Raw genomic sequence first — 14670 nt, forward strand, 5'->3', positions numbered from 1 at the left:
GATATGTTCTGGTATCAGTACGACTTCCTCAGAAACAGCGGAGTTAGTCTCACAGCGCTCTTTCCTGGGTCGAATTTTTTTATTTAATTTTCCGTGTTCTGGCAGCCAAAACGGCTACGAGATTACGGTCCCTACATAGGGCATTATTTATCGAATCCTTTAATCCATTTATTAACTGTCCCACCCGCGTAATTTATAATATTCCTCAAGCATATATTCAAATTCTTCTTTGTTCAGGCTCCGGCCGTCAGGTAAGGCTTCGCTGTGCAGCCGCTTTGGAAGGCGGTCATGCTCGGGTTTTAGACCTTCTCGCAGGTTAAATTGCCGTGTCATATCGGCAATGGATGCGGCTATGCTTTTTAAATCTTCTTTAGAGACGGAAAGACCAGTCACCAGGTGGACAAGTTTGGCCAGCTCTTCCCAGGAATACAGGTCGCGGTAGAAACGACACAGGATCAAGCTGTCAAAGATGGTCAGCCTGTCTTCATAATCGATCAACATTTCGGCCTTGCCCTGAACTGCCTCAGGCAAGATATGTCCGGCCAGTTCAGGCTTGTAAAAAGTGCTACGCAGATGGCAGGCACCGCGATCTGCTACAGCATAGGCCAGGCCCATGCCTTTGAGCACTCTTGGGTCATATCCGGCTGGTTCCAGACCTTTGACATGGATGGCCAAGTCTTCAAGCCCCCAGGTTTTGGCAGCAAAAACAATACCCTCGGCCAGGACAGAGCCGATTCCTCTGCGCATGGCTATATCCTTTAACAGGTCGGCCACGGCCTGAGCCTGGCCGTAATCAATGGGATATTTTACTTTGCCCCGCCTGACCGCCTCAATGGTAAAGGCACAAAGATTACCGGCAGTTATGGTATCCAGCCCCAGACAATCACAGAGATCGTTTAAATAGGCGATCTGGTCCATCTCCTCAATCATACATAGCCCGCCAAAGGCATAAATCGTCTCGTATTCGGGCCCCTCAATGGTCAGGCCCTGGTGAGGACCGCTTTTTATTTTTGCCTTGCGGCTACAGGCCATAAAACATTTGGCACATGCGTGTGGTGTAACCTGATGTTCTTTATGATATGTCTCGCCACTGATTTTTTCCCAATGTGCACATGTACCTTGTTGCCAGTAACGGCTCGGGAATGCCCCGGCTGTGTTCATCATGGCCACCATCATGGTTGTGCCCAAGGCTTTGTAAGCCTTGACCCCGGGATTATTCTTATATGTACGTACAAATTTTTTACTATAGGCGGCCAACTCCTTGGGGCTATATAAAGGACGTCTGCAGTCGCCCTGGAAAACAATGGCCTTGAGTTTTTTGGCGCCCATTACCGCACCAACGCCGGTTCGTCCTGCAGAGCGCCAGTAGTCGTTTTCAATTACAGCCAGCCGGACCAGATTTTCGCCTGCCGGACCAATAACGACTGCTCCGGGATTGCGGTATCCAGGTTTGTTGAGACTAAACCTGGCCTTGGCTTCGTCTTCGGTTTTATAGCAGTCCAGTCCCCAGAGGTCTGAGGCGTCAAAAAAAGTGCAACCATCCGGATGAATGGACAGGGCAGTTGGTTTTTGGCTTTGGCCCTTGATAACCACGGCATCGACACCGATAGAGTCTATAGCCTCTGGCACTTTGCCCCCGGCATACGATTCCGTATAGAATCCGGTTAACGGGGACTTGGTAAACACGCCATAACGGCTTCCTCCCCAGATAAGGCTCTGGGTAACAGGTCCGGTGGTAAAAATCAGGTGATTTTCCGGTCCCAGAGGATCTGCTCCGGTTGGGTTCATGGTTAGAAGGAGATAAGTGCCAAGGCCTTTGCCTCCAAGGTAGGCAGCTAGGATCTCATCAGGGATTGATTCAAAGGTATAAGATTGATCGTCAAGATTGATGACAATAATGCGGCCATAAAATCCAAACATGTTTGCTCCTTAAAAGATAGTAGTCGAGGACCTTTTTACAACTACCCAATCCAGCCAGCTTCTTCTATTCCACCTGTAAGATCTCCTTAATATTTAGATCTATACTTACAAGACCGTTGTAAAGAGACAGTTTTGGGGTGAAGGCAATAGTTATGGATTTATTTTCCAGGTTGTTTTGGCCCCATTTTTCTCCTTTGCGCCAAACCTGGCCCCTTAGGGTGATCTTTCCTTGTTCGTCGCGTAAAAATAGTCCAAGATGTTTACCTTGACCAAAGAGTTTCTGTTTCTGGACGCGTAAATCTTTGCCCAAAAAGACAGGTCTGGGATTACCCGGTCCAAAGGGTTGGAGTAGTTCTAGTTCTTTTAAAAGTGTTGGCGTTAGGTCCTTGAAGTTAAGACAGGCATCGAGGACGATCCTGGGTTTCACGGGCTCTGGCCCTAATTCTTCTATTACCTGCTGGTTAAAAAGAGATTTTAATTGATCCAGATTTTCAGGAAGCAAACTTAAGCCTGCTGCCTGCCTGTGTCCGCCAAAACCATGCAGAATATGACTTAAATCAGAGAGCCCCTGGTAGAGGTCAAATTCGGGGATGCTGCGACCGGAACCCTTTAGCAGCCCGTTTTCTTTGGTTAAGATCAAGCATGGCCGGTAGAATTCATCTACAATGCGCGAGGCCACAATGCCAATTACTCCGGGATGCCAATCCGGAGAGTATAGGACCAGGCCTTGTTTAGCCTTTATCTGCGTTAGATGTGCTGCTTGTTCCTTGGCCTGCTTAAGAATTTCATCTTCTATTTTTTTCCTGTCTGTGTTTAATCTGTCCAATTGCCTGGCCAGAGTGCGGGCGGTTTGGATATCTTCAGTTAAAAGTAGTTCCAGGGCCAACTCCGGCTGACCAATGCGACCGGCAGCGTTGATTCTGGGGGCCAGGATGTAGCCTACATCACCAGAGCCCAGGCTGGACGACTCTCCCAGGCCGCTAACCTCTTTTAAAGCCCTGATTCCCGGCCTTTTGGCTTCATTTAAGAGAAGAAGGCCGTTTTTGACCAGGATGCGGTTCTCGCCAGTCAGGTCGACAATATCCGCAATGGTTCCCAGGGCCACCAGGTCCAGAAACTGGCGGATATCCAGCTTGTCTCCCGGAAGGACGGTGTTTAGGGCTGCACAAAGAAGAAAGGCTACGCCTACACCTGCCAGTTCAGGACAGGGACAGGAGCTGAGTTTTGGGTTGACGATAATATCGGCCGGTGGAAGGTCTTTTTGGGGCAGATGGTGATCAGTAACAATTAATTTGAGTCCCAACTCTTTAGCCCTGGCAATTTCAGCATGACTGGATATACCGCAGTCAACAGTTATCAGGGTCTTAACCCCTTGCCCTGCCAGTTGTTCCAGTCCTTCAATATTTAAGCCATAGCCACTCTCTAGGCGGTTAGGGATATAATGGTCAATCTTGTACCCGCGGCGGGAGAAAAAATCTTTGACCATGGCCGTGGCTGTAATTCCGTCCACGTCATAGTCGCCCCAGACCGCTAGCTTTTCCCCACGAGTTATACTCTGGGCCACAAGTCTGGCTGCGGAAAGTAGGTTAGGCCAGTTTTGAAGTGGGCTTAAATAGCGCAGCCCCGGGTTTAGAAAAAAGTGCATTTGTGAGAGGGTTGTCAGGCCTCTTTGATATAAAAGCTGGGCTAGAAGGGGAGATATATTTAGTTTTTGGGCCCAGGAATAAAGCTCCGAGTTGTCTGGTTGGTCCCTTAGTTCCCAATACATTGACAGTGAACAGCAATCATTTATCACTATGACGGATTCAGCTAGTTGTGGTTTTAATGGTACCTTCTGGAATAAGGCGTTTTTTTTCTAAAAATTCAATGAATTTTTTTGCCTCTTCCAAGTCCGGATTGAGTTCCAGGGCCTTTTTGAGGTGAGTTAAAGTCTGATCAATTTTGTTTTGGCCAAAATAAGCCCGAGCAATATTGTAATGCAGGTTTTCATCATTCGGACTCAGTTCCAATGCCCGGCTATAATAGTCTACAGCCTGGTCATACATCTTTTGCTTACGCAGATTGATACCAAACTCATTGAATAAATGCTTGTGTTCAGCCTCAAAGGCAGCATCTAATTTGACTAGTCGTTCAAAGATGTCATTGGCCTTTTCTTTGTCTCCTCTTTCCAGATAAGTAAGCCCCAGGCCAAAATTGGCACGGATGTTTTCTTCGTCAATATTTAAGGCATTCTTGTACTCAAATTCAGCGCTGTAAGTTTCTCCTCGTTTACGGTGTCGATCGGCCCGGGCAATGGTTTTGTTTAATTCGCGTATTTTGGGGTAAACCGTGTAGGTATAAAACTCTGGTTCCGGAGAAAATTTGTCCAGAAATTCATCCTTGGGGATGAGCTTCTTTGGACCGGAAGGGACGTAATTAACGTTGAGTGGCTGGACTTCTATCATGTCATTCTCGACTTCTTTGGCAAACCAGTAATTTTTCTGGATGGTCTTTCTCTGAGTGGTCCCGGTACCTACCTTCATGAGGGTTTGGAGAGAAAAGACTCCTTTGATTTTGTTGTGTTCTTCTTTTTTTTGTGCATTTAAGTTTACGTCATTAGTCATGAGTTTATCTCCTTGTAGCCGGATGAATTTCTTTTTGAAAGAGTCTGGCTGCTCTAACCGGGTCTTGGGCACAGGTGATCGGTCGCCCGACTACCAGAAAATTCGCGCCCAACTTCACCGCTTCCCCAGGAGACATAGTTCTTTTCTGGTCATCACTTTTTTGATCCAACCGGATACCCGGAGTCAGATAGTATAAACCAGGTTCAAGTTTTGCTTTTAAAAGAGCAAGCTCCTGGGCAGAACAGACCACTCCGTCTACCCCCCAGTTCTGACCCTTTTGGGCCAAATCCAGAACTACCCGGGAAATCTCTCTGGTTTCAGGCCAGGGCAAGTCTTTTCTTTCCAGGCTTGTGAGTATTGTTACTCCTAGGATGAGAGGTTTATGTTCATCTTTCCCTTGCCCCAGTTCTCTGCCTTTTAATGCTGCCCTGATCATAGACTCACCACCCAGAAGATGGACAGTGAGCATGTCTATGCCGAGTGCTGTTGCACTGCGCACGGCTCCCAGGACTGTATTGGGAATATCCAAAAATTTAAGATCTAAAAAGATATTGAAACCAAGAACTTTTAGTTCTGTGGTTACCTCCGGTCCATAACGTGTGTATAGTTCCAGGCCAATTTTTAGCCATTTAACTTCATCTTTGAGCTGTTTGGCCAGGGAGAGCGCCTGACTTTTTTTACTGAAATCCAATGCAACTATAAGTTCAGCCATGATATTCCTAATTTATTCTTGTTTCAAAATATTTTCTGGTAAATGGGGGCGAAAACACGGCCTTAACTTTTCAGCAACAACAATGGAGCGTAGTTGTTCATAGGCTTTATTCAGGTCATCGTTTATAAGCCAGTAATCAAAAAAATGACTTTGGCTTATTTCAGCCTTGGCATTTTCAAGTCTTTTAGCAATAGTTTTTTCGTCATCCGTGCCCCGTTTTTGCAAACGTTCTTTTAGTGTCTCAAACGATGGAGGAAAAATAAAGACATAACAACCTAGGCCCAGGTTTTCTTTTAATTGTCTGGCTCCCTGGACATCGATATCAAAAACAAGATCTTGTCCCTGCTGAAGAGCTCTTAAGGTCATTTCTTTGGGGGTGCCGTAAAAATTGCTATGAACCAAGGCCCACTCAGCAAAGAAGTCTTTTTGCTTTAAACGCAAAAATTCATCTTTAGACACGAAAAAATAATCCTGGCCATGTACCTCACCTGGCCGTGGTTTTCTGGTGGTATAGGAGATGGAGAAGTTAAGCTCAGGAAAATCTTTTCTAAGCATGGAAATAAGGGTACTTTTTCCTGTTCCTGATGGAGCACTGATGACCAGAAGTAGGCCCTTGCTTTCGCTATTCTTTTTCATTCTCATCTTCTTCCTGTTCAAGACGTTGGGCAATGGTTTCCGGCTGGATAGCCGAAAGAATAACATGGTTGGAGTCAGCAATGATGATCGACCTGGTCTTACGTCCCTGGGTGGCATCAATAAGGCGGTGGTCGTCCCGCGCATCCTCCCGTAACCTGCGCATAGGAGAAGATGTGGGATTAACAATGGCCACAACCCTGGACCTGACTACATAGTTGCCAAAACCAATATTGATTAATTTCTGTTTTTGTTTGGGCATACGCAATAGAAGAAGTTGAGAAGCTGGGAAGATAAGAAATTTGGAAAATAAGGAAGAAGTCGTCCTATCTTTCCAACCTCACATCTTCCCGACTTCTTATTTTCTGGATTTTATTCAAGATTCTGTGCCTGTTCACGGCATTTTTCCAACTCGGCTTTAAAGTCAACAGCAATACGGTTCATTTCTATATTGTGGCATTTGTTGCTGCAAGTATTTATTTCTCTGAATGTTTCCTGGAGCATAAAATCCAATTTACGGCCAATTTCTCCCGGTTTGTCAACCAGTTCTTGCATGCTGTTAAGGTGACTTTTAAGTCGAGTGAGTTCTTCAGATACATCCAGGCGATCCGCAAGCAAGGCAAGTTCCTGGAGCATCCTGGATTCATCAGTTTGTATAGAATATTCCTGGAGGAGTTTGTCTACCCGTTGTTTGAGCTCGGCATAGCGATTCTCGGCATTGTCAGCGGCAAGTTTTTCCAGTTTATAGACAAGGTCTCTAAGCTTGCTCAGGCGCGTTTTTAAATCTTCAGCCAGGGCTATACCTTCTTTAAGTTTACTTTGATCCCAGTCTATAAGGGCATTTTCTAGAGTTTTATGGAGGTCTTCTTTTAGGGCAGGGTCGATTTCTCCGCCTTTATCCCGCCACAAATTGGATAAATTTAAAAATCTATTTAAGTCCGGGCGAAACTCGGTGTTTGTCTCCTCGGCGAGGTTAGCTAGTTGCCCGAGCATGGCCACGGCCGTGGCCCGGTCAAAAGTTAAACCCAAAAGGGAAGGATCTAGAATTTGCAGGTTTAAATATAATTCAACTCTTCCTCTTAAGGCGTGATCCCTGACGACCCTCTCCCACTCTGGTTGCAAGGCGTTCAGGCTGTGTGGAGTTTTCCATTTCAGATCCAAAAAGCGGCTATTTACACTCTTTATCTCCCAGGAAATGGCCCACTTTTCGGTTTGCATCTGAGCCTGTCCAAATCCTGTCATGCTTTTAGCCATTTTTAATGCACTCCTTGTGGTATAGTTCTCTTATTTTTCGCAAATGTATTTTTACTTTTTCTGATGCATAGTCGGGAAAAGTCCAGGGCAGATTTTGAAAGTCACCTTTGGTAAAAATGAGGGTTAAATCAGCCCAGATGCCATCTCTTAAGTAAATGCGGTGGGTAAAGTTTTTGCCTGTGGCCAGAACCAATCGTTCATGGGTCAGGATGCCGGGGTCTAAGTTGAATATGCGCTTGTTGCGTGGGGCAATATTGTTGGTGGGTTGCGCGTACTCGTTTTCAATGGAGTTGGTCCAGAGCTTGATTTCAGGCAGGATATCAAGTGGGACCAGGGGAGAGAAACTGAGTATGCGTCTGAATATGGGAGTCCCCAGTTCCTCATCATAGTATCTGGTTTCGGTGAAAGGTATAAGCTCACTTTGATAGTCCACTTTCCCCATTTTCTTTTCCAGGGTAGATAAAAGTCCTGGCCAAAATAATTCCCATTTGGCGCTTAAGATTGAGAGAATTAGTTTGCCTGGTTTTGGTATTTGGGGAGTGCTCATTTTGCCTTCAATTATAATTATTTCTATTTCTTTTAATTGGACTCATATCTCTTTAGAGCCTGTAGCCGAATCTTTTTATCAACTTAATTTCCCTGGTTTATTTCAGTCTTGGTTTCTTTCATGCTGGTACAAAGACTTGGACCCATCTAAAGCTTGCTTGCGGACAGAGCATAAAGGGATATTTTGGGTAAGCAAATATTCTTTTTATTACCGATGGTTATGGCAAATATCGCAAAGTGTTTAGCTTATTTACCCCGATGCTCTGTCTTTCCGGAAGCTTCACTAAGATTGGATTGCCCAAGCCGTTTGTAATGCATTTCAGAAACCAAGACTTTCAATCTGCGCTTAAAATAGGGTTTGGCCATAGGCTCTTTATAATTCAACATTCAACATCCAACATTCAACATTAATCCCTTTTGGCTTGGCCTTAATTATTTGCCTGGCACAAAGGGCTGGGTCGGGATTTTTGAGCCTGGCCTGAACATAATACTCGGTCATACCCTGATTTTCATTTTCCAGGACCAGATGTACCTGGGGTAGTTTTACGAGTTTGTTTAAAAATAGCGTTTTCTTTTTTTGGATTAATTCTCTTAGGGCTGCAGCACGTTCTTTCTTGACGCTGGCCGGGATTTGATCGGGAAACCTGGCTGCGGGCGTACCCGGTCTTTTTGAATAAGGGAAAACATGGGCGTAAGACAAGGGGATGTGTGCGCAAAAATCATAAGTGGTTTGAAAATCCTTTTCGGTTTCTCCCGGAAACCCAACGAGGATGTCCATCCCCAGTCCAAAGAGAGGCCAGATATCTTTTAATTGATGGACAAACTTTTCAAGCGATTGTGGACGATAGTGTCCTCTTCCCATGCGTTTCAAAACATTTAAACTTGCACTTTGCATGGATATGTGCAGATGAGGGCAGACAAGGCCAGCCTGACTTAAAACATTCAGGGCCTTGTCTGTCAATTCTGACGGTTCCAGGGAGCTGATGCGTATCCTCGCCTTTCCCTGCCATTCAGGGCCGAAATGTTGCTGAATCTGCAGCAGTAGATCCCAGAAATCAATTTTGGGAGTCAAATCACGGCCAAATTGTCTCAAATTAACCCCACAAAGGGAAATTTCGCGCACGCCGCTGTTAAAGAGCCGCTCAATTTCGTCTAAGATAGCCTTTGGGGTCCTGCTGCGGCTTGGTCCACGAGTCAGGGGCACGATACAGTAGGTGCATTTATGGCTGCAACCGTCTTGAATCTTGACCACTGCCCTGGCCCGAAAGTAGTTGGAAATTTCAAGGGCAAAGGAGCAAGGGGTAAGGGGTAAAGGGTGAGAAGAGGTGGAGCCTAGAACATTTTCGGGTAACAAAAAAAGGTTTTTCTGTGATTGGGGAATAATCGTGTGGACTTCTTTTAATTTTTTTAATTCTTCAGCCATAACCTCGGCTGCACAGCCAGTAACTATAATTTTGGTGTCAGCCACAAGCTTTGCCAACTGGCGCAGCAATTTTTTTAAGTCCCGTACAGCCCTGGCAGTTACAGCGCAACTATTGACAATTATAACCTCGGCCTCTTCCGGGTTTGCAACTAGATCATATCCTTTTTTTTGCCAGGCCTCTGTTATAGCCTGGGTTTCATACTGGTTAATTTTGCATCCTAAGGTGGTTATGTAAAACTTTGTCATAAATATGTTAAAAGATAAAAAGGGTAAAAGGTCAACAGGCTAATTTTATAATTTTTTTTAACCTCTTAACTTTTTGACCTTTTAGAGTCTTAGGCTTCTTTAGTCTTTGCCCTTTTTTATAATCCCCGCTCCAAGGACCTGTCCTTGAGGTGAAAAGATGGCTGCCACCTGGCCTGGGGTTGGTTTTTTTTGCGGTTCTAAGAAATGGATATGCAAGTTATTATCTTTAATCTCTATCCATCCTTTTTTTGCCTTTTGTCTGTATCTGGTCTGGACCAGAATTTCTTCTGGCCACTTGGCAGGGGGGACTAGAAAATTAACATTCTGGGCAATGCATCCTTTAGACCATAATTCTTCTTCCGAGCCAACAATAAGGGTGTTCCGGGCCAGGTCTTTGTTGATGACATAGAGGGGATGTTTATATGCAACGCCTATTCCTCTACGTTGTCCCAATGTATATCGCCACAGCCCCTTGTGCGTTCCCAGAATTTCACCTTTGCTGGTTTTAATAGGACCTGGGCCAGGAAGTTTTACTCCTCTTTGGAGGAGAAAAGCACGGTAGTCATCATCAATAAAGCAGATTTCATTACTCTCTCTGGAGATGACAGGCTGGAGTCCCTTTTGTTCCAGTACCCGGTATACATCTTTTTTGGACCAGGAAGCCAGAGGGAAAACAACGTTCTCAAATCTGTGTTTCGGCACAAGAGAAAGAAAATAACTCTGATTCTTTGAGCTGTCCTTTGCTCGCCACAAGGTGGGTTGATCGTCTATAATTTTTACTTCGGCATAGTGACCCGTAGCCATTTTTTGGGCACCAAGGCTAAGTGCTTTATCCAGAAGCAGGCCAAATTTCATCGTGGCATTGCACAAGGCACAAGGGTTGGGAGTATAACCCTTAATGTATGTATGCACAAAAGGCGAAATAACCTCCCGCTCAAATTCGTGTGAGAGATCAAGAATGTGCAGGTTTACCCCCAGGCTGCGACAAATCTTTTCTATTTTTTGGCTCAGTTGAATGAGCTCATCTGAGGGGGGCAGGAAATGGGCGTGGACAGCAAAAACATCATGGCCCTGTTCTTTGAGGAGTAGCAGGGCCATGAGACTATCTGCTCCACCACTAAGAGCAACAGCTATTTTCATGATTTCGGATTATGGGTTAATGGGTATATGGGTACATGGTTGATGGGGTTATGGGTTAATAATGGGTGTAGCCCATTATGCCCTAGTGTTGCACGCCCTGTTGAATAGGATTCCCTTCGGGACATTCCACAGGGCACCTGTCCCATCCACTCATCCTCCCATCTACTCATATACCCAGTGGATAACCAGGACTTGGCAAGGCTTGTTCCAGGGTGTGGCAGACCTGGAAGATAATTTCTTCTCCAAAGGCCGGTCCGAAAAATTGCATGCCCACGGGCATGTTCGTTTCCTGGCCTAGGCCCACCGGCAAAGTCAGGCCGGGCAGTCCGCTAAGATTAAGAGAAATAGTAAAGATGTCGGTCAGATACATCTGTAATGGGTCGTCTATGTTTTCACCCAGTCTAAAGGCGGTGGTGGGTGCAACTGGAGCGCAAATAAGGTCACACTGTTTTAGTGCATCCAAATAGTCCTGGCGGATAAGCCGTCGCACCTGAGCTGCCTTTTTATAATAGGCATCGTAATATCCGGCAGAAAGGACATAAGTTCCTAGCATGATCCTTCGCTTGACCTCTTCACCAAAACCTTTTGAGCGGGAGCGGAGATACATCTCTATTAGTTCTGTGGCATCTTTGTCCCGATAGCCAAAACGTACTCCGTCGTACCTGGCCAGGTTGGATGATGCCTCTGCCATGGCAATGATGTAGTAGGTGGCAATGGCATAGGGTGTATGTTTTAAACTGATGGGTACAATTTCTGCTCCTAATTCTTTGGCCTTGTTCAAGGCCTGTTCACAACAATCTTTAACCTCCTGGCTTAATCCTTCTCTCCAATATTCAGAAGGGTAGCCCAGGCGTATCCCCTTGAGGTCATTCGCCGTTTGCAAGCCCTGAACATAATCAGGCACACCTTTCGGACTGCTTGTGGAGTCTTTGGGGTCATAGCCGGCAATTACTTGCAGCATGAGCGCTGCATCCCGGACTGTCCTGGTCATGGGGCCAGCCTGGTCCAGTGATGAGCCATAGGCAATGAGTCCGAAACGCGAGACCCTGCCATAGGTTGGTTTTAAACCAACAATACCGCAAAAACCAGAAGGTTGCCGAATAGAGCCGCCAGTATCAGTGCCGACTGAAGCAAAGGCTTGTGCTGCGGCCACACTGGCTGCTGAACCGCCACTGGAACCACCGGGAACCCGGGTTAAATCCCAGGGGTTTTTGGTGGGGCCAAATGCGGAATTTTCCGTGGACGAACCCATGGCAAATTCATCCATATTGGTTTTACCCAGGATGATGCTTCCGGCTTGTTTTAGTTTTTCCACTAGAGTTGCGTCATAACAGGGGGTGAAATTTTCCAGGATTTTTGAAGCACAGGTGGTGCGTAATCCTTTCGTGGCAATGACATCTTTGATGACGATAGGTACGCCCCATAATGGTTTGTCCGGGTCAGGCCCCTGGTTGTCCAACTGTTTGGCTTGTTCAAGTGCTTGTTCTGCACAGGTGGTAATCAGGGCGTTTAATTGTGGCTCAGTCTTTTCAATTACTTGTAAACATTCAGTTACGACCTCTTTAACGCTGACTTCTCTGCGAAGCAAAATGTCTCTGATTTGGGTAAGATTTTTTATCGCAAGTTCCATTTTTGCTCTCGTCTTATAAGGTTTATAGTTTTTGTGTCGTGTGATGTTCTACAGGGTAGTGGAACGGCGCGCCACGTCCCTACACAGGCGCCTACTTTATGTCCCTAAGTTTAAATAATTCTAGGCACAATAAGATACTGGCCGTCGTCTTCGGGGGCATTGGCCAGTAATTCCTCGCGTGTGAACTTTTTTTCGACAACGTCTTCCCGAAGCACGGTGGTCTGGTCTACTGGTGAATAAAGTGGTTCTACATTTGTGGTCTCAAGCTCATTTAATTTTTGCATATACTTCAGGATGCCGGATAATTGATCAGAAAATTGGTCGAGTTTATTTTCTTCCAGAGATAGCCTGGACAGAGTGGCAATTTTTGCAACGTCTTCTTTACTAATACTCATTTTTTTCTCCTTTACTGGACAAGTTGTTCTGAATCCAGGGTTTGGACAGTACTATTTTGTTCAAGTCTTAACTTTTCCAGCCTCTGGGCCCGTCTTTCGGTCCTGAATTCTATCTTTGCTTCAATACTTGTTATGTTTGCAGGAATAAGACCTGAACTTGAAGGTTGAAATACAAAAAGATCCTGGCTCGCTTGACCATGCTCATTCCAGGATATGGGGGCCATGGTCCAGTCCATATCTTGAATCTGAGCCAATATTTGATTGATCTTTGAGGAGTGCCATGAGTCAGATAACCTCCCAAGCATAGTTGAAAATCGGACAAAATCAAAGCCCAGAGCAACCCAGAAGTCCGGCTCGCCCTGGACGGTCTGGTTAAGCAGGTTTTTTAGCTGGGTCACTTTTGCCCCATGGTTTTCTGGCCACCATGCCCCGGGCACCAGGGCCAGGGAAAAATAGTGCACTTCCAACTCCTTGGGATTAAACCCTTGCGTCCATAACATGGGGCCCAGGAACAGGAGCCGGTTTTCGTCGTAGAAAAAGAATTGAGGAATTATAGCTCTGACCCGTGACAGGGAGTCCGGGATAAATACAGCTTGAAAGTCTGGATCAGGGTTTTGCAAGGGATCGTTCTTGTCCTTAATATTTAAAAAAGAGGCGACTATTTTCCCCCATCTGGTGGGCTGATCCGGTGGATAGCTCTTAAGACCGGTAATTTTAGCCCCCAATTTGGAAGATTCTTCCCAGAATATCTTGGCCATTTTCCGACCGTAATTTTCTTCCGGATAGAGAATAGCCAAGTTGGTAAAATTTAGATCCAGAATGACTTTTTTGATCAAAACTCGAACCTGGTCTCTGGGGCTGGGAAAAAATCGCCACCCAGCTTGACCTTCTTGTTCTATAGTAGGCAGAAAGGTGAAAAAAAGCTTACGCTCATTTTCACCGAGTTTTGTTAGCTCTTCCCAGTTTTTTTTGAGAAGCGGACCTCCAAAAATAAGAGCCTCGCTTTCATTGTGCAGGATGTTTTGCCAGTCAGGCGCGTCTGTATTTATGGTCTTGATTTTTATTTGCACGCCATCTTGTAGAAGTGCCCATTGAGCCAGACTTGCTCCCCGCAAAATTTTCCACCCGATTGTTGCATAAGGACCACTTAGAGGGAGGGTCAGTCCTATGGTTTGACTTGGTTTACCCAACTTTTTTTCCCAGAAATTAAACTCAGCTAAAAAGGGCTCTACATCTGTAAATTTTCCGTTTTGAATAAGACTGTTCAAATTGGGCCAGATACGTGGCCAGCAGGAGTTATCAGCTTTGAGTTTCTGGATAGAATAGACCCAAAAGACAATATTTTGCGGGAAGTCCCATTTTTGGGCCGGGTCCAGAGTTAATTTAATGGTTTGGAGTTCTGCCGGTGCGAGTTGTTCTAAGAAATTAGCCAGATGGGTCTCCAGGGCAATTTTGGACTCGTTGTCCTTGGCTTGTTCATGCAACTCTTTATATACTTGCAGGGCCTGGCCCCAATTTTTTTGGGCGAAATAATGTTTGGCCAAAACATAGCCAGCCTCAAGCCTTAACGAGAACGGATAGTTATTGTTGATTATCAGTCTGGACAGGTATTCTTCATAGACAGAGTCAGACTGGGTTTGTTTTAGGGCCTGGGAGTAAAGCTTGTGCCAATGCCAGGAGTTTTTTATCTGAGGCATGAGCTCAGCCCAATGTTTAAGTGCTGTTAGTGCCTGGTGATAGTCATTATTGTGCATGGCACTTAAGGCCAGTCTTTCCCAGGCGGTTATTCTGGTTTTTTGGTCCAGATTAGCCTCAGTGACAATTTTAGCGTATAGTTTCTGGCTTAAAAGGAAATTTTTATCTTCCCATGCCTGATCGGCCTTTTGGATTAAAAGGGCATCTTCTGGCATGGGTTGCATGAGGCTTTTTTTTGGAGCGCAGGCTGTTAAAAATACAATCAGGCAAAAGATAGATATTTTTACTAGTTTCATGGGTTTCATTGGGTTAATCGATGATTGAAATTCAAGAGCTTGTAGCCGAACTTTTTGTCAACTTAATTTCCATGTTTTATTCTAGTCTTGGTTTCTTTCATGCTGGTACAAAGACTTGGACTCATCTAAAACTTGCTTGCGGACAGAGCATAATGGGATATTTTGGGTAAACAACTA

14 protein-coding genes are annotated in these 14670 nt (G+C 45.4%); all 14 read right to left on the bottom strand.

The window, feature by feature from the left end; genetic code table 11:
* Positions 1 to 171: 171 nt before the first annotated feature.
* Positions 172 to 1920: an aldehyde ferredoxin oxidoreductase family protein gene (locus AC3WVG_RS09845; RefSeq protein ID WP_488797956.1), complete on the bottom strand. Its 1749-nt coding sequence runs from the start codon at positions 1918 to 1920 to the stop codon at positions 172 to 174.
* A 64-nt stretch (positions 1921 to 1984) separates the two neighbouring features.
* Positions 1985 to 3688, bottom strand: coding sequence for a single-stranded-DNA-specific exonuclease RecJ (recJ, locus tag AC3WVG_RS09850; protein ID WP_488797957.1), 1704 nt, complete (start codon positions 3686 to 3688; stop codon positions 1985 to 1987).
* A 37-nt stretch (positions 3689 to 3725) separates the two neighbouring features.
* Positions 3726 to 4523, bottom strand: coding sequence for a tetratricopeptide repeat protein (locus tag AC3WVG_RS09855; RefSeq protein ID WP_488797958.1), 798 nt, complete (start codon positions 4521 to 4523; stop codon positions 3726 to 3728).
* Positions 4524 to 4527: 4 nt separating this feature from the next.
* Positions 4528 to 5235: an orotidine-5'-phosphate decarboxylase gene (gene pyrF / locus AC3WVG_RS09860; RefSeq protein ID WP_488797959.1), complete on the bottom strand. Its 708-nt coding sequence runs from the start codon at positions 5233 to 5235 to the stop codon at positions 4528 to 4530.
* A 12-nt stretch (positions 5236 to 5247) separates the two neighbouring features.
* A complete protein-coding gene (gene gmk / locus AC3WVG_RS09865; protein ID WP_488797960.1) occupies positions 5248 to 5871 on the bottom strand; it encodes a guanylate kinase in 624 nt (207 codons plus the stop codon).
* Positions 5858 to 6130, bottom strand: a complete 273-nt coding sequence (locus AC3WVG_RS09870; RefSeq protein WP_488797961.1) for a DUF370 domain-containing protein — start codon at positions 6128 to 6130, stop codon at positions 5858 to 5860. The genes gmk and AC3WVG_RS09870 overlap by 14 nt, the downstream gene beginning before the upstream one ends.
* Before the next feature lie 110 nt (positions 6131 to 6240).
* Positions 6241 to 7122, bottom strand: coding sequence for a YicC/YloC family endoribonuclease (locus AC3WVG_RS09875; RefSeq protein WP_488797962.1), 882 nt, complete (start codon positions 7120 to 7122; stop codon positions 6241 to 6243).
* Positions 7115 to 7669, bottom strand: coding sequence for a DUF4416 family protein (locus AC3WVG_RS09880; RefSeq protein WP_488797963.1), 555 nt, complete (start codon positions 7667 to 7669; stop codon positions 7115 to 7117). The genes AC3WVG_RS09875 and AC3WVG_RS09880 overlap by 8 nt, the downstream gene beginning before the upstream one ends.
* A gap of 245 nt (positions 7670 to 7914) precedes the next feature.
* Positions 7915 to 8055 (bottom strand): hypothetical protein, encoded by a 141-nt coding sequence (locus tag AC3WVG_RS09885; protein ID WP_488797964.1) that lies wholly within the window; start codon positions 8053 to 8055, stop codon positions 7915 to 7917.
* Entirely contained in the window at positions 8042 to 9337 is a 1296-nt protein-coding gene (gene mtaB, locus AC3WVG_RS09890; protein ID WP_488797965.1) for a tRNA (N(6)-L-threonylcarbamoyladenosine(37)-C(2))-methylthiotransferase MtaB, read from the bottom strand. The genes AC3WVG_RS09885 and mtaB overlap by 14 nt, the downstream gene beginning before the upstream one ends.
* 99 nt (positions 9338 to 9436) lie before the next feature.
* On the bottom strand, positions 9437 to 10477 hold the full coding sequence (gene mnmA / locus AC3WVG_RS09895) for a tRNA 2-thiouridine(34) synthase MnmA (RefSeq protein ID WP_488797966.1): 1041 nt from the start codon (positions 10475 to 10477) through the stop codon (positions 9437 to 9439).
* A gap of 166 nt (positions 10478 to 10643) precedes the next feature.
* The gene (gene gatA / locus AC3WVG_RS09900; RefSeq protein ID WP_488797967.1) at positions 10644 to 12107 is read right to left on the bottom strand and encodes an Asp-tRNA(Asn)/Glu-tRNA(Gln) amidotransferase subunit GatA; all 1464 of its coding nucleotides are present in this window, start codon (positions 12105 to 12107) and stop codon (positions 10644 to 10646) included.
* Positions 12108 to 12217: 110 nt separating this feature from the next.
* Positions 12218 to 12502 carry an Asp-tRNA(Asn)/Glu-tRNA(Gln) amidotransferase subunit GatC gene (gene gatC / locus AC3WVG_RS09905; protein ID WP_488797968.1) on the bottom strand — a complete coding sequence of 95 codons (285 nt, stop codon included), beginning with the start codon at positions 12500 to 12502 and terminating at the stop codon, positions 12218 to 12220.
* Positions 12503 to 12513: 11 nt separating this feature from the next.
* Positions 12514 to 14493: a penicillin-binding protein activator gene (locus tag AC3WVG_RS09910; RefSeq protein WP_488797969.1), complete on the bottom strand. Its 1980-nt coding sequence runs from the start codon at positions 14491 to 14493 to the stop codon at positions 12514 to 12516.
* Positions 14494 to 14670 lie beyond the last annotated feature (177 nt).

This window comes from Desulfovulcanus sp., from assembly GCF_982781345.1.

What these genes read in the sequence shown, in the direction of transcription:
- gatA (WP_488797967.1), bottom strand. Translation starts at nt 12,107, where the DNA reads ATGGAACTTGCGATAAAAAATCTTACCCAAATCAGAGACATTTTGCTT.
- pyrF (WP_488797959.1), bottom strand. Translation starts at nt 5,235, where the DNA reads ATGGCTGAACTTATAGTTGCATTGGATTTCAGTAAAAAAAGTCAGGCG.
- AC3WVG_RS09880 (WP_488797963.1), bottom strand. Translation starts at nt 7,669, where the DNA reads ATGAGCACTCCCCAAATACCAAAACCAGGCAAACTAATTCTCTCAATC.
- AC3WVG_RS09845 (WP_488797956.1), bottom strand. Translation starts at nt 1,920, where the DNA reads ATGTTTGGATTTTATGGCCGCATTATTGTCATCAATCTTGACGATCAA.
- gatC (WP_488797968.1), bottom strand. Translation starts at nt 12,502, where the DNA reads ATGAGTATTAGTAAAGAAGACGTTGCAAAAATTGCCACTCTGTCCAGG.
- mtaB (WP_488797965.1), bottom strand. Translation starts at nt 9,337, where the DNA reads ATGACAAAGTTTTACATAACCACCTTAGGATGCAAAATTAACCAGTAT.
- recJ (WP_488797957.1), bottom strand. Translation starts at nt 3,688, where the DNA reads ATGTATTGGGAACTAAGGGACCAACCAGACAACTCGGAGCTTTATTCC.
- AC3WVG_RS09870 (WP_488797961.1), bottom strand. Translation starts at nt 6,130, where the DNA reads ATGCCCAAACAAAAACAGAAATTAATCAATATTGGTTTTGGCAACTAT.
- AC3WVG_RS09885 (WP_488797964.1), bottom strand. Translation starts at nt 8,055, where the DNA reads ATGTTGAATTATAAAGAGCCTATGGCCAAACCCTATTTTAAGCGCAGA.
- AC3WVG_RS09875 (WP_488797962.1), bottom strand. Translation starts at nt 7,122, where the DNA reads ATGGCTAAAAGCATGACAGGATTTGGACAGGCTCAGATGCAAACCGAA.
- AC3WVG_RS09910 (WP_488797969.1), bottom strand. Translation starts at nt 14,493, where the DNA reads ATGAAACTAGTAAAAATATCTATCTTTTGCCTGATTGTATTTTTAACA.
- AC3WVG_RS09855 (WP_488797958.1), bottom strand. Translation starts at nt 4,523, where the DNA reads ATGACTAATGACGTAAACTTAAATGCACAAAAAAAAGAAGAACACAAC.
- mnmA (WP_488797966.1), bottom strand. Translation starts at nt 10,477, where the DNA reads ATGAAAATAGCTGTTGCTCTTAGTGGTGGAGCAGATAGTCTCATGGCC.
- gmk (WP_488797960.1), bottom strand. Translation starts at nt 5,871, where the DNA reads ATGAAAAAGAATAGCGAAAGCAAGGGCCTACTTCTGGTCATCAGTGCT.